General features: G+C 72.1%; 17 protein-coding genes and 1 pseudogene. 11 read left to right on the top strand and 7 right to left on the bottom strand.

Annotated features, from left to right (window positions below; translation table 11 throughout):
* Nucleotides 1-6: 6 nt before the first annotated feature.
* A complete protein-coding gene (locus ACIP4P_RS42400; protein ID WP_400929013.1) occupies nucleotides 7-1251 on the bottom strand; it encodes a M20 family metallopeptidase in 1245 nt (414 codons plus the stop codon).
* Nucleotides 1252-1486: 235 nt separating this feature from the next.
* On the opposite strand from ACIP4P_RS42400, the gene ACIP4P_RS42395 reads away from it, so the two are divergent.
* From ACIP4P_RS42395 to ACIP4P_RS42380, 4 genes are all read left to right on the top strand, one after another.
* On the top strand, nucleotides 1487-1813 hold the full coding sequence (locus ACIP4P_RS42395) for a PadR family transcriptional regulator (protein WP_400929010.1): 327 nt from the start codon (nucleotides 1487-1489) through the stop codon (nucleotides 1811-1813).
* The gene (locus ACIP4P_RS42390) at nucleotides 1810-2715 is read left to right on the top strand and encodes a hypothetical protein (RefSeq protein WP_400929007.1); all 906 of its coding nucleotides are present in this window, start codon (nucleotides 1810-1812) and stop codon (nucleotides 2713-2715) included. Before ACIP4P_RS42395 ends, ACIP4P_RS42390 begins: the two co-directional genes overlap by 4 nt.
* Before the next feature lie 141 nt (nucleotides 2716-2856).
* On the top strand, nucleotides 2857-3705 hold the full coding sequence (locus ACIP4P_RS42385) for a DUF4184 family protein (protein WP_400929004.1): 849 nt from the start codon (nucleotides 2857-2859) through the stop codon (nucleotides 3703-3705).
* 180 nt (nucleotides 3706-3885) lie between these two features.
* On the top strand, nucleotides 3886-5064 hold the full coding sequence (locus ACIP4P_RS42380; RefSeq protein WP_400929001.1) for an alpha-hydroxy-acid oxidizing protein: 1179 nt from the start codon (nucleotides 3886-3888) through the stop codon (nucleotides 5062-5064).
* A 446-nt stretch (nucleotides 5065-5510) separates the two neighbouring features.
* On the opposite strand, the gene ACIP4P_RS42375 is transcribed toward ACIP4P_RS42380, so the two are convergent.
* Nucleotides 5511-6308, bottom strand: a complete 798-nt coding sequence (locus tag ACIP4P_RS42375; protein WP_400928998.1) for a phosphotransferase family protein — start codon at nucleotides 6306-6308, stop codon at nucleotides 5511-5513.
* A 138-nt stretch (nucleotides 6309-6446) separates the two neighbouring features.
* Entirely contained in the window at nucleotides 6447-7592 is a 1146-nt protein-coding gene (locus tag ACIP4P_RS42370) for a tol-pal system YbgF family protein (RefSeq protein ID WP_400928995.1), read from the bottom strand.
* Nucleotides 7593-8101: 509 nt separating this feature from the next.
* On the opposite strand from ACIP4P_RS42370, the gene ACIP4P_RS42365 reads away from it, so the two are divergent.
* Together ACIP4P_RS42365 and ACIP4P_RS42360 are read left to right on the top strand one after the other, a co-directional pair.
* The gene (locus tag ACIP4P_RS42365) at nucleotides 8102-8749 is read left to right on the top strand and encodes an ATP-binding protein (protein WP_400928992.1); all 648 of its coding nucleotides are present in this window, start codon (nucleotides 8102-8104) and stop codon (nucleotides 8747-8749) included.
* A gap of 94 nt (nucleotides 8750-8843) precedes the next feature.
* Nucleotides 8844-9374, top strand: coding sequence for a helix-turn-helix transcriptional regulator (locus tag ACIP4P_RS42360; RefSeq protein ID WP_400928989.1), 531 nt, complete (start codon nucleotides 8844-8846; stop codon nucleotides 9372-9374).
* Nucleotides 9375-9513: 139 nt separating this feature from the next.
* On the opposite strand, the gene ACIP4P_RS42355 is transcribed toward ACIP4P_RS42360, so the two are convergent.
* The 4 genes from ACIP4P_RS42355 to ACIP4P_RS42340 form a co-directional block, all read right to left on the bottom strand.
* On the bottom strand, nucleotides 9514-10056 hold the full coding sequence (locus ACIP4P_RS42355) for an NUDIX hydrolase (RefSeq protein ID WP_400928986.1): 543 nt from the start codon (nucleotides 10054-10056) through the stop codon (nucleotides 9514-9516).
* 98 nt (nucleotides 10057-10154) lie between these two features.
* Nucleotides 10155-11807 (bottom strand): hypothetical protein, encoded by a 1653-nt coding sequence (locus ACIP4P_RS42350; protein WP_400928983.1) that lies wholly within the window; start codon nucleotides 11805-11807, stop codon nucleotides 10155-10157.
* 11 nt (nucleotides 11808-11818) lie between these two features.
* A complete protein-coding gene (locus tag ACIP4P_RS42345) occupies nucleotides 11819-13300 on the bottom strand; it encodes a hypothetical protein (RefSeq protein ID WP_400928980.1) in 1482 nt (493 codons plus the stop codon).
* The gene (locus ACIP4P_RS42340; RefSeq protein ID WP_400928977.1) at nucleotides 13297-13983 is read right to left on the bottom strand and encodes a hypothetical protein; all 687 of its coding nucleotides are present in this window, start codon (nucleotides 13981-13983) and stop codon (nucleotides 13297-13299) included. Before ACIP4P_RS42340 ends, ACIP4P_RS42345 begins: the two co-directional genes overlap by 4 nt.
* Nucleotides 13984-14201: 218 nt before the next feature.
* On the opposite strand from ACIP4P_RS42340, the gene ACIP4P_RS42335 reads away from it, so the two are divergent.
* From ACIP4P_RS42335 to ACIP4P_RS42315, 5 genes and pseudogenes are all read left to right on the top strand, one after another.
* Nucleotides 14202-15722 carry a tetratricopeptide repeat protein gene (locus ACIP4P_RS42335; protein ID WP_400928974.1) on the top strand — a complete coding sequence of 507 codons (1521 nt, stop codon included), beginning with the start codon at nucleotides 14202-14204 and terminating at the stop codon, nucleotides 15720-15722.
* 10 nt (nucleotides 15723-15732) lie between these two features.
* Nucleotides 15733-16095 (top strand): ASCH domain-containing protein, encoded by a 363-nt coding sequence (locus tag ACIP4P_RS42330; RefSeq protein ID WP_400928971.1) that lies wholly within the window; start codon nucleotides 15733-15735, stop codon nucleotides 16093-16095.
* 113 nt (nucleotides 16096-16208) lie between these two features.
* On the top strand, nucleotides 16209-16820 hold the full coding sequence (locus tag ACIP4P_RS42325) for a DUF5753 domain-containing protein (protein WP_400928969.1): 612 nt from the start codon (nucleotides 16209-16211) through the stop codon (nucleotides 16818-16820).
* 121 nt (nucleotides 16821-16941) lie between these two features.
* Nucleotides 16942-17742: a restriction endonuclease gene (locus ACIP4P_RS42320; RefSeq protein WP_400928966.1), complete on the top strand. Its 801-nt coding sequence runs from the start codon at nucleotides 16942-16944 to the stop codon at nucleotides 17740-17742.
* A gap of 221 nt (nucleotides 17743-17963) precedes the next feature.
* Nucleotides 17964-18400: pseudogene (locus tag ACIP4P_RS42315) on the top strand (conjugal transfer protein); the annotation flags it as partial.

The following is an 18400-nucleotide window of genomic DNA, read 5'->3' as shown; positions in this document are numbered from 1 at the left end:
CCGGGTCTACCCCCGGGCCAGCCTCCCCAGGGCCAGCCCGGCCAGCAGCGCGGCGCCGTCGGCGAGCACGCTGTCGTCGAACTCGGCGTCGGGGGAGTGGTTGTAGGGCGCGGTGAAGGGGTCGCGGCCGTCCGTCGGGACGGCGCCGAGCATCACGAAGGCCGACGGGACCAGCGCGGCCAGCACGCCGAAGTCCTCGGAGCCGGCGATCGGTTGGGGCATCTCGGCGTAGCGCTCCGGCCCGAGCAGCCGGGTCGCCAGGCCGGCCGCGAAGGCCGCCTCCACCGGGTCGTTGACGGTCACCGGGTAGCCGGGCTCCACCTCGGCCACCGCCTCCAGCCCGTGGGCGGCCGCGACCCCGCGGACCACCCGGAGCGCCTCGGTGTGCGCCAGGTCCCGCGAGCGCTCGGAGAAGGAGCGGAGGGTCGCCGAGAAGCGCGCCTCGTCGGGGATCACATTGGCCGCCGTACCGGCGTTCAGCGTGCCGACGGTCAGCACCACCGGGTCGAAGGCGTCCAGCCGCCGGGTCACCATCGTCTGGAGGGCCAGCACCGCCTCGCACAGCGCCGGGACCGGGTCCAGCGCCGAATGCGGGCTGGAGCCGTGCCCGCCGCGCCCGCGCAGGGTGACCCACAGGGTGTCCGAGGCGGCCAGCATCGGCCCGGGGCGGGCGGCGACCACCCCGTTCGGCAGCAGCGCGGAGGCCACGTGCAGGGCGTACGCGGCCACCACCCGCCGACCGGCCGCCTCCAGCACGCCCGCGTCCACCATCAGCTGGGCGCCGCCCGCCCCCTCCTCGCCGGGCTGGAACATCAGCACCACGTCGCCGGGCAGCTCCGCCTGCCGCTCGGCCAGCAGTCGGGTGGCGCCGACGAGTGCGGCCATGTGCAGGTCGTGCCCGCAGGCGTGCATCTGGCCCGGGATCCGGGAGGCGTACGGCACCCGGACGTTCTCCTGGACGGGCAGCGCGTCCATGTCGGCGCGCAGCAGCACCGCCGGGCCGGGGCGTCCACCGTGCAGCACCGCCGTGATCGAGCTCAGCTCCTTGCCCAGGGTGAGCTCCAGCGGCAGGCCGTCGAGCGCCCCGAGCAGCAGCTCCCGGGTTCGCGGCAGGTCCAGCGCGATCTCCGGCACCTGATGCAACTTGCGCCTCAGGGTGGTGAGTTCGGGCTGGATCCGGGCGGCCGAGCGGGCGAGTTCGGGCAGTGCCAGCCGGTCGAGCAGGTCGGCGGACGCGGATGGGTCGGGCACGGTGCCTCCAGGATCGAACGGAGTCGGCGACGTCGAACGGAATCACGGATGGGGCGGGCTCCAGGATCGACCGTCGCCCGGCCCGGGGTGGCCGGGTTCACGGAATCCGCCACGAGTTCGGCGGGTCCGGTGCGGTTTCGGCGGGCCTGGGTGCAGTGTCCGCCCCCGTCGAGGCGGTCGCTTCGTTGAGATAGTCCGACGGAGTGACTATCGTCATGGGGTGAGTGAGCGAGTGATGCAAGAACCCACCGTGATGGTCCTGACCGCCCTCGCGGACGCCCCCCGGCACGGATACGCCATCGCCCAGGAGATCAAGGCCATGACCGACGGCCGGGTCTCGCTGCGCACCGGCGCCCTCTACGGGGCACTGGACCGCCTGCTGGCCGACGGCCTGATCGTGGTCGAGCGCGAGGAGATCGTGGACGGCCGGGCCCGCCGGATCTTCGATCTGTCCCCTACCGGGCGCGAACGACTGGCCGCCGAGGCCGAACGCCTGGCGGCGACGGCGCGGGAGGCCGCCCGACGCCTGTCCGTGGTCCGCCCGGCGGCGACCGGCCCGTGATCGAACACGTGCTGCGGCTCTACCCCGCCGCCTACCGCCGCGCCCACGGCGAGGAGATCGCCGCGACCTTCCACGAGCTGACGGCGGGCGAACCGCTGGGCGTGCGCCTGCGGGACGGCGCCGACCTGGCGGGGCAGGCGCTGCGAATGCGGGTGGGGTTGGGACCCGCCGCCGCCCTCCCCAAGGTCCTCGGCCTGGCCCAGCCCCTGGTACTGGCCGCCTCGGCCACCGCCGCCGGCCTGCACCTGCTGCGCTGGTACGCCGCCGTGGTCGCCTCGCCCACGCCCCTGGGGCTGCAACTCCGGGTCGACCTGTCCGGGACCTGGGGCGTGCTGCTGCTCTCCGCCCTGCTGGTGTTCGTGGGGGCGGCGACCGCGCTGGCCGGCCGGTGGCGGGTGGGCGTGCCCTGCACGGTGCTCGGGCTGCTCGCCTTCGCGGCGGCCGCGATGGTCAGCGGGCCCGCCTTCGGATCCCCGGTCGCCGTCCCGGCCGCGGCCGTGCTGGCGGCGGCCGCGCTGCTGGGCTGCCCGCCGGACCGGCGTTCGGAGGGCATGGCGGCCGGTCGCGCGGGTGCGGCCGGCGCCATGGTCGCGCTCGTGCTGGTGCCACGGGCGGCCGTCGACGCGCACGTGCTGCCCGGGGTCTCCACCGACTACGGCTGCTGGCCGCTGCTCGTCCTCGGCGCGACGGGCGTCGCGCTGGCCTGGCGGCAGGGCTCCCGCAGCGGCTCGAACGGCGGCCGCGAACTGGCCGCCACGGCCCTGGCGGCCCCGCCGCTGTTGGCCGAGGCCTGCACCACCGCCTGGGGCGACGCGACCGCCGTCGCCTGCCTGGCGACCGTCCTGACGGCCGTCGCGGCGGGCGGTCTGCTCGCCGCCCGGCTGGGGCGAACCTCCCCCTGAGAGCTCCCGAACCCCGCCGAACGGCCCCTCCCGGCCCCTCGGCGGGGTTCGTCGTGCTCGGCAGGGTCCGTCGCGCAGGCATTAGTCCGTTTGACGTAGCATTCCGTTCAACGGACTATTGGTCCGCGTGAGAGGAAAGCCATGCCGTTCACCCTGTCCCACCCCGCCGCCGTCCTGCCGCTGCTGCGCAGCCCGTTCAGCCGCGCCGCGCTGGTCGCCGGTGCCGTCGCCCCGGACCTGCCCTATTTCGTCTCCACGATCGGCCTGCCGGTCAGCGCCCAGTCCTGGTACGAGCCCTTCGTCAACGCCACCACCACCCACTCGGTGTCCGGCGTCCCCGCCGTCACGCTGCCGTACACCCTGCTGCTCTGGGGCCTGCTCCTGGCCGCCCACCGGCCGGTGGCCGCCCTGCTGCGGCTGCCCGTCACCGCCCAGCCGCCCTCCCGCACGGTCGGCGCGCTGCTCCGGCGGGCGGGGTGGGTGCTGCTCTCCGCCCTGATCGGCATCGCCACCCACCTGGTCTGGGACTCCTTCACCCACGTCGACGGCTTCGTGGTCACCCACGTCCACTGGCTGAACTCCACCCTGGTCGGCAGCTTCAGCTGGGCGCGGGCGCTGCAGCACCTGAGCACGATCGGCGGCCTAGCCGTCCTCGCGGTGTACGGGTGGCGCCGCCGGGATCGCCTCCACGCCGGGACGGTCCTCACCGGGCCCGTCGCCGCGACCCGTCGCCGGGTCCTGCTCGCCCTGGCCCTGGGCGCCCTGGCCGGGGCCGTCGCCCACGCCTGGTGGCGGCTCACCGCCCCGGAGGCGAGGGACGGGGTTCCGCTGGACGCCCTGGTCGAAGGGGTGCTGTCCGACGCGGCCAAGGGCGCGGGCGCCGGCCTGATCGCCGCCCTGGCCGTCTACGTCACCGCCTGGTGGATCCGCCGGGCCACCGGGGGAGCCCGCCGCCACCGGGACGCCGTACCGGCCGACACTGCGGCCTGACTCGCAGTTCCCGACGGCGATCCCCGACCGCGGGCCCGTCCGCTCTGTCCGTGGCGACAAAACCCGGGCGGCGTCCACTGGTGCCGGGGACATGGTCCCCGGGCCGGTTTGTCGGCACGGTGGGAGCTGCCGCCACCGGGAGGGCCCCGGACGGGCGGTGTCGGAAGGACGGCGAGCACGGTGGACGTGAAGTCGAAGGGCCAGTACGGGGACTTCCAGAACGAGATCTACTTCGAGGGGCTGTTCGGGGTCCAGCCGACCATGCCGATGGACTTCGCCGGGCTGGAGGCCCGGGCGCAGGCCGCACTGCCGCCCTCGGTGCTGTCGTACGTGGCGGGCGGCGCCGGTGACGAGTTCACCCAGCGGGCCAATGTGACGGCCTTCGAGCGCTACGGCCTGGTGCCGCGGATGATGGTCGGCGCCGCCCGGCGCGACCTGGGCGTCGACCTGTTCGGACTGCGGCTGCCGGCACCGTTGTTCATGGCGCCGGTCGGGGTGATCGGGCTGTGCGCCCAGGACGGGCACGGCGACCTCGCCACCGCCCGCGCCGCCGCCAGGACCGGGGTGCCGATGGTCGCCTCGACCCTGACGGTGGATCCGCTGGAGCAGGTCGCCGCCGAGTTCGGCGACACCCCCGGCTTCTTCCAGCTCTACACCCCCACCGACCGGGTGCTAGCCGAGAGCCTGGTGCACCGGGCGGAGGCCGCCGGCTTCAAGGGCATCGTGATCACCCTGGACACCTGGATCACCGGCTGGCGCCCGCGCGACCTGGCCGTGAGCAACTTCCCCCAACTGCGCGGCCACGCCCTCGCCAACTACACCTCCGACCCGGTCTTCCGGGCCCGCCTCGCCAAGACGCCCGAGGAGGACCCGCAGGCCGCCGTCCGCGAGTGGGTGCAGATCTTCGGCAACCCCCTGACCTGGGACGACCTGCCCTGGCTGCGCTCCCTCACCGACCTGCCGATCATCCTCAAAGGCATCTGCCACCCCGAGGACGCCCGCCGGGCCAGGGACGGCGGCGTGGACGCGATCTACTGCTCCAACCACGGCGGCCGCCAGGCCAACGGCGGCCTCCCCGCCCTGGCGGCCCTGCCCGGCGTGGTCGAGGCGGCGGACAGCCTGCCGGTGCTGTTCGACTCCGGCATCCGCTCCGGGGCCGACGTGATCAAGGCCCTCGCCCTCGGCGCCACCGCCGTCGGCATCGGCCGCCCGTACGCCTACGGCCTCGCGGTCGGCGGCACCGACGGCATCGTCCACGTGCTGCGCTCACTGCTCGCCGAGGCCGACCTGATCATGGCCGTCGACGGCTACCCGACCCTCGCCGCCCTACGCGCCGAGGGTGCCCTGCGCACGCTCTGACCCACCACTGTCGGAGGTTCGTGCGGCGGGCCCCGTGACTGTCCGGGCTCCGCCGCACGCTCTGGCCTCGGTTCCCGGTCCGCGGACCGGGAACCGAGGCCAGGAGGTCCAGGCTCGGCCGGCGCTAGGTCCGTGGGACGGTCCGGGTACCGCAGCCGCAGACGGGGATGGTCGGCTCGACAATGTAACAACGACTACTAACTCGCTCGTCCCAGCTACTACCTTCCCCCAGCGCATCGGCAAGGCGAGATCGGTGTAGTCGACGAGGGGTGGGCGGAGTGGACACCCCTCTCTCGAATCGAGGAGGAAAGCGACACCCGACGTCATAGCTCTGCCGAGGAACATGTACCCCGGTGGACAAGCCGATGCAGGCCGACCGTGTCGGCATCTTGAGAGCGCCGGAATACGACTCCTGCTCTCCCGACCAGGTCTGCCGTGCAACGTGGCTAGATGATGTTCCAGCTGAGCTCGTCACGGCCGGAGCGCAGGCCCTGGACGCGGCGATGAACCTCTTCGAGTGTCGGGCTGCCGGCAGAAGCTCGTTTGGCGTTCGTCGTGATCATCCTCAGTTCCCGCAGCCCGGACAACACCGGGAAGCCTTCCCACGAGGTCACGTCGAAGCCGTACCGGTCGGCGAACTCCCGGTAGTGGGCCGAACCGTAGCCGAAGCGACGGCAGTGGATCTCGACGGTGACGAGGTCGAGCTCCGGCTGCCCGAAACAGGCGGCGTCCCAGTCGCACAACACCGCGGCCCCCTGGTGGTGCAGGGCGTTCCGGTGCTGCGGATCGCCTTGCAACACCCCAGGGGTCAGGGCGTAGCGCACCTGGCGCAGTGCGGCCTCCAGTTCGGCCAAGTGCTCTTCGAGGAGGGCGAGGTCGTCCTGGGGGAGCGCGGTCGTCTCGGCGATCGAGCGCCTGATCGCTCCGACGGTGTCGACGGGGCGCACTTCGAACGGAGGAGGCGGAAGCTCGTGAAGCGTACGGAGCGGCCCGGCGAGGTACGCCGCGGGTACGGGATGGTCGGGTTGAGGAAGGTGGCGCCAGAACGTCACGGCGTTCCCGTCGACGATGACCGGCTGCTCCAGCGGCAGCAACTCGACGGTCGGGAAGCCGTGAGTGGTGAGCCACTGCACCAGCTGCACGGTGCGACGGACACCGGTCAGGGACGTGCCGGCCCGGGCGATCTTGGCGACCACGCCGGCGGCCGGCAGGAGGTAGACGGCGTTGGTGTGGCCGCGCAGCATGACGGCGTCCGCCGAGTCGAGCCCGACAAGCGTGCAGGCGGCTTCGAGAACGGTGACAACCTCGGACTCGGCGAACCCGCCGATCCGGACGACCGGAGTACTCATGTTTGTCAGGCTGCCGGTCGGCGGGCCGATCTGTCACGTCGCGCAGCCCGGCAGCGCCAGGAGTTCGCTGAGCTCCCGGGCGGCGCGCGGCCGTACGTTCTCCGGCGTCAGCTTGATGACGTCGGCCGCGCGGGTGCCGAGGATCTGCGTGCGGTGGTCCTCGGGAACCATCAGGTACGTCTCGTGGGCCAGCTGGCACGCTTCGGACACACTGTGCTGTTTGACCAGGCACATCGCCTGCTCCAGCCGCAGCAGCGCCGGGTCGATGCCGGTGTGGTCGGGGTAGAGGCGCAGCGCCTCGTCCTGGGCCCGTCCGGCCTGTGCCGTGTCCCCGAGCGCTGTGTAGGTGCCCGACAGATACAGCTGGAGGCGCCGGTAGGGGAACGCCCAGGCGTCGTCCTCGTGGCCCTGGGTTGGTGGCCGGCTGCGTTCGAAGAGGGCACGGGCTTGCGCGATTGCCGTGTGGGCTCCCTCCTGGTCACCCTGATGTGCCCTGACCCGGGCGTCGGCGACGGAGGCGAAGGCTCCGCTGACGGTCGGGCGTCCGCGGTTGAGGAGCACGGCCTCACGGGTGAGGGCGGCCGCTTCCTCCAGGGGGCCGTAGTAGAACGGGAGCATCGCTGCCTGCACGCGTACCCGTGTGCGCAGTTCGCGGTTGCCGCTGTCGTCGGCCGCCGACCTTGCGGTGCCGAACCAGTCCCGAGCCTGCTCCTTGCGCCTGAGCTTCATCAGGGCGTCAGCGGTGAGGGTGGACAGTACCGCGAGCATTTCGGACAGCCGAACCTGGACGAGTGCGGGCTGCCGTTCCTCGGAGTACTGGCGGACCTCCTCCAAGGTGGTCAGCAGCCTGGCCAGGATCACCATCGGAGGAGCGCTGACGTACTCCCTCCGCAGGGCGAGCAACTTTCCTTCCAGTGACTCCAGTTCACCACTGGTGAGTGTCGTCGCCGCCAGCGTGCGCTCGATGGCGCGACGGTGGGACCGGGACAGCGCGTCCAAGGCGTCGCCGGCACCGAGGAGGGAGAGGGCTGTTGGAGAGCGGGCAGCTGCAACGCGCGGGTGGGCAGGCGCAGGGAACGCGGCCCCGGTGAACGGGATCTCCGTTCGGTAGCCGCCGGTGAGGCCGAGCCCCTGCGCATCGGTCTCGTACAGGCGGCACAGCAGGTCGATGGTCTGCATCCGGGGCGTCCGGACGCCCCGTTCCCACACTCCCAGCTGCTCGGCGTCAAGACGCGGCCGATGGAGCCCGGAGGCCGTACACAGGGCGATCAGTTCGGCGACCGCGCACTCGCGCGTCCATCCCCGGGCCAGCCGGTGAGCACGAAGCGGACTGACATCGCAGCACCCGACGATCTCGGACACCGTGATGTCGATCGTCCAACTCTTCGCTGAGGCAGCAGCCCTGATGCGCGCTGCACAGGACGGCCCATGAGCCATGGCCCACCTCCCTGTCACCGGCTGAAATCCTAGCCCCCAAATGTACTGATGACATGTCAGAACCAGTAACTCATTACTGGTTTATCAAAAATCGAGACCGGAGCCAGTGAGTTCGAGCAGGAACAGGAACTTCTTCCGTTTGCCGGGCGGTGGTTGTGCGGCGAATCTCAGTGGGCGGGGTGAGCGCCCGCTCGCAGGTTTCCCGGCGGCCCGGGATCACCCGCCCCACGTACAGCCCGGAGGAACAGCCCATGTACCGCGTCTTCGAACACAGGACCCCGCTGAGAACCGCCTCCGTGGTCGACATCCGTAACCAGCTCCGCGACCACGTGAATCGCCTGAGAGCCGTCGCCCTCGACGACGACCGGTCGTACGCCCTGCGCGTGTGCAGCTCGGAGTTCGTCACCAATGCGATCAAGTACGGCGGCCGACACGCCGACGAGAAAGCCGACTTGCTCGTCGTGGGTGAGATCGACACCCGGCGAAGCCGGCTCCGGATCACCGTCACCGACCCCCGCAGCACGGTGCCCGACATGGGTAGTCGCGCCGAGGACCTGAACGCGACCGGCGGTCGGGGGATCAGCGTCGTCGAGGGTTACGCGGACGACACGGGGTGGTACCAACGGCGCGACAACGCGGGTCGGGCCAGCGGCTGGTCCGTGTGGTTCGAGCTCGACGTGCAGTTGATGGAGTCCTTCGGCCAGGCCACCGCTGTCGAGGCGGAAGCGCAGCCGAACGTCGTCCTGCGCCGGGTGGGGGTGGTGCAGGAGGCGAACGCCGCCGCGCTCGCTCGCCGTGCCTGGCCGGGGTGCGTCGGATGGCCCAGCGGCGGAGGGGACACGCAGTCGTCCCTGCGTAGGTCGAAAGCGTCCTCGGTGAGGTCGACCCGGTGCTCGTAAAGCACTGGGGCCGCAACGCGGACAATGTGGTGACCGGCGAAAGGGGGGCGTGCCTGCGTGGTGCGCACCCGCGTCCGTGCAACTGGGAGATGTGATGACGGTGCTTCACCGGCCGGAGCCGCCGCTGCCGGAGGTCGAGGAGCCCACGATGCGGAGGTGCGGCCACTACATCGAACTCACCGAGGGCGAGGCCGTGGTGCTCGCGATGCTGGCCGGGGACCTGAACTCCGTGCGGATCGCGGACCGTACCGGCTGGTCGTACAACGTGGCGCGGGGTCGCCTGCTCAGGTTGAAGTGCAAGACCGGGGCCGAGTCGGCGCCGCAGGTCGTTGACGTCGCCTGCCGTACGGGCCTGCTGGTACCGCCCCTGGCCGGGCTGAGGACGCCTCTGCCGCCCCTGGCCGTGCTTTCCTTCCGGGCGGTGGCCCACGGGCGCACCAATCGACAGGTCGCGCTGCTCCGGGGCGTTTCCGAGAGCACGGTCGGCGCGGACCTGGCGGCGATCAGACATCGGATGCGCACCGAAGGGAATCCGGCGGCGGTCTATCGCCTCCACGGAGTGCCAGGCGTCATGGACACCACCGTGCCGCCATGCCCGGCCTGCCCGCGGGGCGCAGCCCGTTGACTACCGTGATCTCGCGATCGGTTCTGTGCCGCGCGCGCCTTCGCCCTGAACGTGTCGGCGCTGCGCCCGCCCCGGTGGTGTCGAGGCAAACCGGTGGGCCCGGGACCCAGCTCCAGGGTCCCGGGCCCACCGGTCGTGGTCAGATCCAGGTGTAGTTCTGGTCGGTGACCGGTTCCAGCTCGAACGTCGCCAGCTGTGCCTGCGGTGTGGGGAGTTGGGCGAGGACCTTGCCGATCGGCGGGAAGAGCGGCAGGTCGGCGGTCTTTCGGTAGTCGATCCACTCGATGGTGCCGACCTCGTGGCTGCCGTCGGGCAGCTCGTCGAACTCCTGGGTGGCCAGGGTCGCGCGGACCTCGGGGGTGACGTGGGTGCGGTAGATCAGGTGGATCTTGCGGGGCGCGGCGGTCGGCCCGGGCCGGGTGACCCGGGCGTCCGCCATCCCGATCAGCTCCAGGTCGTCGGCCTGGTCGGGGGCGAGGCCGAGCTCCTCCTGCAGTTCGCGGGCGGCGGCGGCGCGGAAGTCCTCGCCGGCGGCGACGTTGCCGCCGATGGTGGTGTAGTGCGTCGAGTCGGCGCGGTCCCGGCGCAGCAGCGCGACCTCGGTGCCGCAGAAGACCAGCCCGGTGACCCGGACCTTGATCCTGCTGAACGGCTGCTCGGTCGTCGCTTCGGTGGTGCTCATGGGTGTGGGTCTCCTCGGTGGACGTGTCCGGGCGGGGTGGGCCCGATGATGCCTCCCGGCTCAACGGCCGGGAGGGGTTTGGGGTTTGGCGTCGCTTTCTAGACTGCCCCGGGAAAGCCGTGGAGGGTTCGGGCTTCGCTCTGCGGGACGTGCTCCATATCGACGCCCGTGAGGGGGATGCGTCGCAGGCGGCAGCCGGTGGCGCGGATGACGGGGGACAGATGGCAGGGGTCCATCTCCTCGACCATCAGCGTCGGGCGCGCGGTCCGGATGTTCTTGCCTCCGGTGAGGGCCGACGGCAGGTGCCCGCCGCCGAAGGGCATCGGGGTGATGCGCCAGATCGGCCCGCGGTCGCTGGAGACGCTGGCCTGTCCGAAGCCGCGCTCCTCGCGCAGGGTCATCGGCTCGCCGTTGGTGCCGGCCAGTCCCCGGAAGAGTGCTTGGGCGCGGCCCTGGTTGACGATCTGTCCGGTGTCGATCGTGAATGCGTGGTCGAAGAACGTGCTCGCGGGGTAGCCGGCTTTGAGTAGGGCGCGGGCGTAGACGCTCACCTGCGGGAGGATCTGCTCGCGCAAGTGGGCTGCGGCCAGGCGGTCGACGGGGTCCAGGGCCATGGCCTGCTGGCGCAGGGCGGTGAGGACGCCGTCGATGTCGGCGGGGGTCGCGGCGGGGAAGGCCTGACGCCGGCCGATCCGGCGGGTGGTCTTGTAGGCCAGCAGGGTGTTGAGGAAGTGCCGGGTGGTGTCGGTGTATCCGGCGTTCTTGCGCCGTTCGGTGGCCGGGTAGAGGTTGAGGGCGGTGAAGCGGCCGTCGGGGTGGAAGTCCGGGTCGGCCGCGAAGTAGTCGCCGTCCGCGTTGCGCAGCCGGTGCAGTCGGACGGGGACGGCGCGGTGTTGGACGGGCAGGACGCCGTCCAGGGCGTCGCGGACCGTCTGGGTGGTGAGTTCGGCGGCGTCGGCCGTCACGTGGAGGTAGAGGCGGCCCTTCTCGGACAGCACCGGCTGGGCCCGCTCGTCCAGGCGAACGATCTCGGTGTACGGCAGTTCGCCCGTGCCGGGCTGGGCGGCGATGAGCAGGTGGGGGCCGCAGGCGAGGACGTGGTGGCCGTCGACGCGGGTGTCGGTGAGCTCGCCGAGGCCGATCAGCGGGGCGAAGCGCAGCTCGACGGCGGCGGTGGCCGCGCCGTGGCCGAGGTGCTCGAACAACGGCCGGTAGGTTCGCAGGACGTGGGCGAGGTCGTCGGTGTAGCGGTCGCGGCTGGTGCCGGGCGACGTGCCGGCATAGCCGGTGGCGTACGGGGTGAGCGAGATGCGGATGCCGTCGAAGACTTCCTTGAAGTCCTCGGCCAGGCGGCGGTGCATCCGGGCCAGGTGGCCGGCGCTCTGGGACCAGCCGACGGTGGAGACCCGGATCTTCACGCCGAGGACGTCTCGGGCGAGGCGGGCGTAGGTGTCCAGGTAGGGGTAGGAGGCGATGTCGTTGTCCAGGTAGGGGAACAGCACCTGCGGGCGGTGGCTGCGTCCGCCGCCGATGCGCACGCCCCGCTCGGCGGCTTCCTCGGCGAGGGCGTGGAAGAGGTCGCCGAGGCCGTGCTCGGTGAGCTGCCAGATGTCGCTGCCCGCGGCCTGGCTGCACATCGCACACCGGTTGACGCAGCCGACGGCGGGCGGCAGGTACTGCAGGTGGAGGAGGGCCTCGGTGGGCAGGGTGCGCAGCTGGTCGCGCAGCCGGGGCGTGCTCTGGGTGGTCATGGTCGCGCTCCTCAGCGGGTGGTGGGCAGGTCGGCGGGAGTCAGGTGCCGGTCGAGGGCGTTCAGCAGCGCGCGCCCGACGGGGGAGAGCCGGTGGGGTCCGGCGAACGGTCCGCCGCCGCACGGGGTGACGGCTTCGGCGGTGCCGAGTTCCGCGCCCGGCAGGCACACCACGCCCGGCTCGGGCAGGTTGGCCAGCAGCACTTCCCCGACTCCGGCCTCGGCGGGGTGGGCACCGGGACCGGTCCAGCGCAGCCGCCCGCCGTGGATGCGGTAGCGGCCGGCGCGGGCCAGGCCCTCGTCCAGGACGACGGGCCGATCGCCCCGGTGGCGCAGCTTCAGGTAGTACGGGCCCGGCGCCGTCGAGGCGGCGGTGCGCACTGTGGCGGCGTTGAACTCGTCCGGGTCGGGCAGCCACTCCACCCGGCCGCCGAGCAGCGTGGTCAGGTGCGCGACGACGAACGGCGGCAGGCTGCGCAGCTGCTGATTGACCGCAGATACCTCGGTGGTGCCCTGGTTGCGGCAGTTGATCTCGTTGAGGAACACCCGGCCGTCGTCGGTGAGGATCGAGTCCAGGCCGAACAGCCCGGACATGCCGTGCCGGGACCACGCCCAGCGGGCGACCCGTTCGGCCGCGTCCACCACCGCGGCGGCGGCCGGCTCGGGCCAGGGGACGGACCAGCAGTTCCCGGCGCTCTTGCCCGGGCCGATCCCCGCCTCCGGCACACCGACCGCCTTGTGGGAAGGCCGGTCGACGTACACCCGGAGCCCGCCCCGGTGGTCCGGCACCGACAGCACGGTGACGTTCGAGGACCACCCCGGGGTGAACGCGGTGACCCGGTACGGGCCCGGCATCCCGGCCGCCCGAACCAGGTCGGCCTCCTCGTTCACGAAGACCGTGCCCCGGCCGCCGGAGTCCGCGCCGCACTGCACCACCAGCCGCACGGCCCCCACCCGGCGGCGCAGCCGTGCCAGGTGCGGCAGCGGGCCGTCGACCCGGACCCCGGGCAGATGGAGGGCCGCCGGGACGCGGGCGTCCAGCAGCAACTCGCCGAAATACGCCTTGTCCTCGATCCGGGCGCGCAGGCCGTGGTCGATCGCCGCGACCACGCCACTGGGCCCGGCCCAGGAGCGCAGCAGGTCGGTGCCGTACCAGGCGGAGACGACCACCGGGCGGTCCAGGGCGGCGATCGCCGAACGGGCCTGGCGGTCGAGCCCCGCCATCCAGTCGCGGCGCTGGGCCACACCGCGCACCTGGGTGGTGCTCTCGGCGGCGAGCGCGCGCAGCGCCGCGGCCGGCGGCCAGGGCCGGTAGCAGCCGATCGCCAGGGCGGGACGGGCCGCCTCCAGGGCGAGCGGACCGGTGTAGGTCGTTCGGCCCGCAGTGGTGAACCGCTCGACGCTCACGAGGACGCTGCGGCCCAGCGCCGTGGTGAGGCCGCGGGCGGCCTCATCCCACACTCCGGCGTCCACGACGGTGGGTGAGGTGGTCACGCGATCCTCCCGGCCGTCGTCGCGGAGCACTCCCGGGCCGGGGCCGTGCGGGGCGCCGGGACGGTGAACGCGAGCCCCGCCTTCGCGAGGACGCGCTCGGCGATCTCCTCGGGCCGGTGCTCGGCGGTGTCGAAGACCAGCAGCCGTGACCCGTGGCGTCGGCCCACGCCGTGCAGCAGCGCCGCGTTGAACCGAGTCGCGAAGGCCTCGTCCTCGACGCTGCGCCGGTCCGCGAAGTCCACCTTGTCGCGGGACTCCATCCGGGCGCGGCGGACCTCGGGGCGGGCGTGCAGATAGACGGCGACGTCGAACCGGGCGAACCACCGGGCGGCCCACAGGCCCAGCGCGGCAGTCAGGTAGGGGCCGCCGGCCATGCCGAAGGCGAGGGTGCGGTCGACGTAGCCGTCCTGGATGAGCACGGCGTCGCCGGTGCGGGGCGGGTCGAGCCGTACCAGGGCGGCGTCCAGGGCGTACCCGCCGGCCAGGAAGGCGGCGGTGATGGCGCTGGACTCGGCCTGGCGCACGAGCGGGAGCCGCTTGAGGAGCGGCTCGACCGGGTGGTGCTGAGCGAGCATGCCGCGGTGGCGCACCGCCGGAATGCCGCAGTCGTCGAGCAGGGAGATGAGGGTCTGGACCGTGGTGGTCTTGCCGGACATGTCGAGCCCGTCCACGAGGATGCGCACGACTGCCTCCTTCACCGTCGTGAGGACGGCGCCTGAGTTGGCGTCACCCGCTAGCCTGGCGTGACGAACCGGTCGCTTGTAGTGAGAGATCGCCGCCCGGTCCGGGCGACGCCGCCGCCCTTGCGCGCGGCGGTTCGGACAAGCGGCGGCGAGGCATACCGGGGTAGCCGGAGCGCCGCACGCCGGGAGCGGGCAGTGCTGACCAGGGGAGGTCACCGATGGCCGTCACCAGCACCACGACGCCGGATGGCGCGCACACCGCCGCCTGCGGGCACCGGATCCGGGAACGGATGCTGGGGCAGGCCGGGAGCCCGGTGCCGGTGCCGTACGACCTGGTCGAGCTGATGGCCAAGGAGATCGAGACACACTGCGGCCACCGCCCGCTCAAGGCCTACCGGATGGCCATGGGCTGGACGGTCACCGAGGCGGTCCGGGCGGCACACGACCTGGTCGAACGGGACAAGCTGCGCAAGGTCGGATTGACGGAGCGCTCCTGGAAGGACTGGGAAGCAGGAAAGGCGCCGAGCCCGGAGTACCAGGACCTGCTGTGCCGCCTCCTGCGCACCGGCCCGGTACGGCTCGGCCTCGCGGCGGACTACACGCCCCGGCCGGTCTGTGCGGCCGGGGCGGACGGTGAGACACTTCCGCCAGGAACCACGCCCGCCGACGCGCAAGCCGGGCTGGAGGAGGTGGCGGCCACGAACCGGCGGACCGCGCTCATGCTCACCGGGCTCGCCCTCGCCGCGCCCGCCACCGCCGCCCAGGTCCTCGACCAGGCCGCCGCCGAGGCACTGGAGTTCACCCGCCAGGCCGAGGCCAGTTCACTGGGCGCCGGCACGCTCGACCACCTCGACCTCGCCGTCACCGACTTCAACGACGCCTACTCCGTCAAGCCCCCGCGCGAGGTCTTCACCGAGGCGTTGGACTACCGCCGCAAGGTGGACGCGCTACTGAAGGCCCGGCACACCCACGAGCAGGGCCGCGAACTGCTCGCCTACGCCGGCTGGCTCTCCGAACTCCTCGCCTGGCTCGCCCACGACCTCGGCAGCCCCCACGCCGGTCTCGCCTTCGCCAACGACGCCTTCGTGCACGGCCGGCAGGCCGGACACGGCGAGCTGTGCGCCTGGGCCATGGACGCCGCCGCCTCCATCAACCTGTACGAGCACCGCGCCGACCGAGCACTCGCCGCAGCCCGCCGCGGCCTCACCCAGGCGCCGGCCACCCATCCGCTGACCGTCCGCCTCCACGCCCAGGCCGCCCGCGCCGCGGCGGCGGACGGCGACGCCGAGGGCTTCACCGCCTCCCTGCGCTCCGCCGAGGACGCCCACCGCTTCCTGCCCGTCCGGATGGCCCGCCGCTTCGGCCTGGACCCACTGCCGCTGGCCGACTACGCCCTCACCTCCTACCCGGCCACCGCCTGCATCTGGCTCGGCCGGGCCGAGGACGCCCGCCGTCACGCCGAGCACGCCCTACAGGTCTACGAGGCCGCCCCTGCCGCGTCCCGCTCACCCAGCCGCGAGGCCATCGCCCGCATCGACCTGGCCCTCGCCCACGCCCAACTCGGCGCACCCCAGGACGCCGTCGCCCTCGGTACCGAAGCGCTCGGCTCCGAGCGCGTGGTCGACTCCGTGCGCAACCGCGCCACCGACCTCACCAGCTACCTGGCCCGCCGCTACCCCGGCCACAACGCGGCCGCCGAACTCCGCGAGCGCCTGAACGCCCTGTCCGTCCCGGCCTAGAGAGACCCGCATGCCCGAGCAGCCCCGCGTCATCCAGATCCGCCGCCCCTACCTCGACCTCATCGCGACCGGCACCAAGACGATCGAGGTCCGCGTCGGCTACCCGAGCATGCGCAGGATCCAGCCCGGCCAGACACTCCTCTTCGAGTCCGGCGACGCCCGCTGCCGCACGCGGGTCCTCAAGGTCGAGGAGTACCCGACCTTCGAAGCGATGCTCGACACCGAGGACAACGAGGCGATCGGCAGCGAAGGCATGAACCGCACTGAACTGCTTGCCGCCTGCCGCGAGATCTACCCACCTCAGAAGGAAGCCCTCGGAGTCCTGGCCATCCACCTGCGGCTCACCCCGACCTGTGAAGACGAGCAGAAGTGACCAAGGCTCGCGCTACCTGCGGCTGGCCAGATCCTGCACGCTCCATGAAGGGTCAGCAGCGAGAGGGCCCAACTCCCGGACAGCCAGCCCCGTTCGCTGGGACAATGTCACTCATGGCGACAGCACCGGGCGCGGCCGAGAGCAACTGGGACGGCCTTCTGCAGCAAGGAACCGGCCCCGTACAGCGGTCCTTCCTGGACCTTGTCGGATCGACCCAGCACTACGTGGGCTACTCGCCGGACGTCGTCTGGGGCAACCTCCAGACGCCCCAGTACGCAGAAGCCATGCTGCGCCTGGTCGTCGACTTCCATGGCATCCCCGATGACGTCCAGGCAGGCGTTGCGGCCCGGACCGCTCGCGCCCAGTTCCTCGGGCAGGAGGGCCGCACCTACCATGTCCTGCTCGGGTACCAGGCCCTGCTGACCAACATCGGTGGCGCCGAGGTGATGCGTGCTCAGTTGCGCAGACTGGCAGAGGCGCTCTCGCTGCCGGGCCTGACCCTCGGGATCATTCCGGCCAGGGCCCGGCTGCAGATCTACCCGGGCGACGGGTTCTCCATCTTCGACGACCGCCGAGTGGAAGTGGAAGGCTTCCGGGGAGGCGAGACCATCACCGACCCCGACCGCCTCGCGCTCTTCCGCAAGGCCTTCGACCGCCTCCAGCCGTCCGCGCTCTACGGCGATGCCGCACACGAGCTCATCGAGATCGCGCTCAGCGGAACCTGACAGCCACCGCACAGGAGAAGCCGAGGAAGCCGAAGCCCCGCCCGCTGCAACGACGGTGAGCGTACGCGGCCGCGGCTCCGGAACGTACTCGGAACGCAGTGCTCAGCAACCGGAGAGCGGAATGACACCACAGGGCGACAGCACCACGGAGGCGGAGAGCAACCGGATCGGAGTCGCCCTGTTCGTCGCCGTACTCGCCGTGGCCGTAGCCGTGTGGCAGGGAGTGATCTGGGCCTGGGCGAACCCGCTCGCCGCTGCAGGTGCGTTAGCGTGCGCTGGTGTCCTGATTGTCGCCTTGCGCTGGGTGCTTGTCCGCACGGGTCTCGACCGCCCTCTGCGGCGGTTCCTCTCCCCGCTGTGGGCATTGGTGTGGGCTGGCATCACCACTCGCATCGTGCTTGCCCGCACCACTGTCACCGACGCGATCACCGACCGGCTCACCCACTGGGCGAGCCGGCCGGTGCGCCCTGTGCCGCAGCCCGATCCGGCCGCGTCGTACGAGTTCCGGCCGGTCGGTTACACCCTTGAGGTGTTCGACGGTTCGTCACCTGAGCGGTTCGAGGAGTTGTGCCGCGAGCTCCTCGACCGGGACGGCTTTACCGACGCGGTGTGCGTTGGCGGTGCCGGTGACCTCGGGGCGGACGTGCTGGCTCGCGACACGGTCGGGCGGCGGGTCGTGGTGCAGTGCAAGAGGTACGCGAAGCCGATCGGCTCCCAAGCGATGCAGGCCTTCAACGGCACCGCCCGACCGGAGCACAGGGCCGCCGTCCCTGTCATGGTCGGCTTGAATGGCTTCACCGCACCGGCCGTCGCCTTCGCGGAGAAGCACCGGCTCCACCTGATCGACCGCGAGCGCCTTGCCCGTTGGGGTGCCGGGTACCACCTGTACGACGTCCTGGAAGTCGAGCGCACCACGAGCTGAACGCCTCGAACGCCCATCGCTCCTTTTCGTTCCAGGTCGGTTGTCCACCGAGCTGTGCAGCCCTCGACCGAAGGAGCGCTGCGGTTTGCCACCATGGCCCTAAGATGCGTCGGTGCCGCAGTTAGTTCTCGAATCGCAGGCAGGTGATGGGCAGCCACAGGCTGCTTAGCCGTCGCACTTACCCTCATCCAGGTTCGGGAAAGCCGGGGGTGGTCGCGTTGATGACCATCCACAAGCTCACCGCCGGCAACGGCTACACCTACCTGACGCGCCAGGTCACCGCCCTGTCCGCCCGCGCCCGCGACGACCGTGTGGCCGCCGGCCAGGTCGAGGAAGACGGCGTCCTGCTACGCGACGGCAATCGCGCGGGACGCGGCGACTGGATCGTCACCCGCAAGAACGACCGCAAGCTCACCACCAACCGGGGCCGCGACTTCCTCAAGAACGGCGACGCCTGGGAGATCCTCAAGCGCCACGAGGACGGCTCCCTCAACGTCCGCCACATGGAGCACCGCGGACGCCTCACCCTGCCCGCCGAGTACGTCGCCGCCAACGTCCAGCTGCTCTACGCCTCCACCATCACCCGCTCCCAGGGCGGCACCGTCGACACCGCCCACCCCCTGGTCACCGACGACACCACCCGCGAGGAGCTGTACGT

The sequence above is a fragment of the Kitasatospora sp. NPDC089509 genome, from assembly GCF_044749365.1.
GTDB lineage: Bacteria > Actinomycetota > Actinomycetes > Streptomycetales > Streptomycetaceae > Kitasatospora.
Note: the sequence above shows the minus strand (reverse complement) of the source record. Positions and strands in the feature narration are given on the sequence as shown.

Excerpts from the sequence above, each read along its gene's own strand:
- ACIP4P_RS42370 (WP_400928995.1), bottom strand. The coding sequence starts at position 7,592 with ATGCAGACCATCGACCTGCTGTGCCGCCTGTACGAGACCGATGCGCAG.
- ACIP4P_RS42395 (WP_400929010.1), top strand. The coding sequence starts at position 1,487 with ATGCAAGAACCCACCGTGATGGTCCTGACCGCCCTCGCGGACGCCCCC.
- ACIP4P_RS42365 (WP_400928992.1), top strand. The coding sequence starts at position 8,102 with ATGTACCGCGTCTTCGAACACAGGACCCCGCTGAGAACCGCCTCCGTG.
- ACIP4P_RS42320 (WP_400928966.1), top strand. The coding sequence starts at position 16,942 with ATGACACCACAGGGCGACAGCACCACGGAGGCGGAGAGCAACCGGATC.
- ACIP4P_RS42350 (WP_400928983.1), bottom strand. The coding sequence starts at position 11,807 with ATGACCACCCAGAGCACGCCCCGGCTGCGCGACCAGCTGCGCACCCTG.
- ACIP4P_RS42325 (WP_400928969.1), top strand. The coding sequence starts at position 16,209 with ATGGCGACAGCACCGGGCGCGGCCGAGAGCAACTGGGACGGCCTTCTG.
- ACIP4P_RS42330 (WP_400928971.1), top strand. The coding sequence starts at position 15,733 with ATGCCCGAGCAGCCCCGCGTCATCCAGATCCGCCGCCCCTACCTCGAC.
- ACIP4P_RS42360 (WP_400928989.1), top strand. The coding sequence starts at position 8,844 with ATGACGGTGCTTCACCGGCCGGAGCCGCCGCTGCCGGAGGTCGAGGAG.
- ACIP4P_RS42385 (WP_400929004.1), top strand. The coding sequence starts at position 2,857 with ATGCCGTTCACCCTGTCCCACCCCGCCGCCGTCCTGCCGCTGCTGCGC.
- ACIP4P_RS42355 (WP_400928986.1), bottom strand. The coding sequence starts at position 10,056 with ATGAGCACCACCGAAGCGACGACCGAGCAGCCGTTCAGCAGGATCAAG.
- ACIP4P_RS42335 (WP_400928974.1), top strand. The coding sequence starts at position 14,202 with ATGGCCGTCACCAGCACCACGACGCCGGATGGCGCGCACACCGCCGCC.
- ACIP4P_RS42375 (WP_400928998.1), bottom strand. The coding sequence starts at position 6,308 with ATGCTGCGCGGCCACACCAACGCCGTCTACCTCCTGCCGGCCGCCGGC.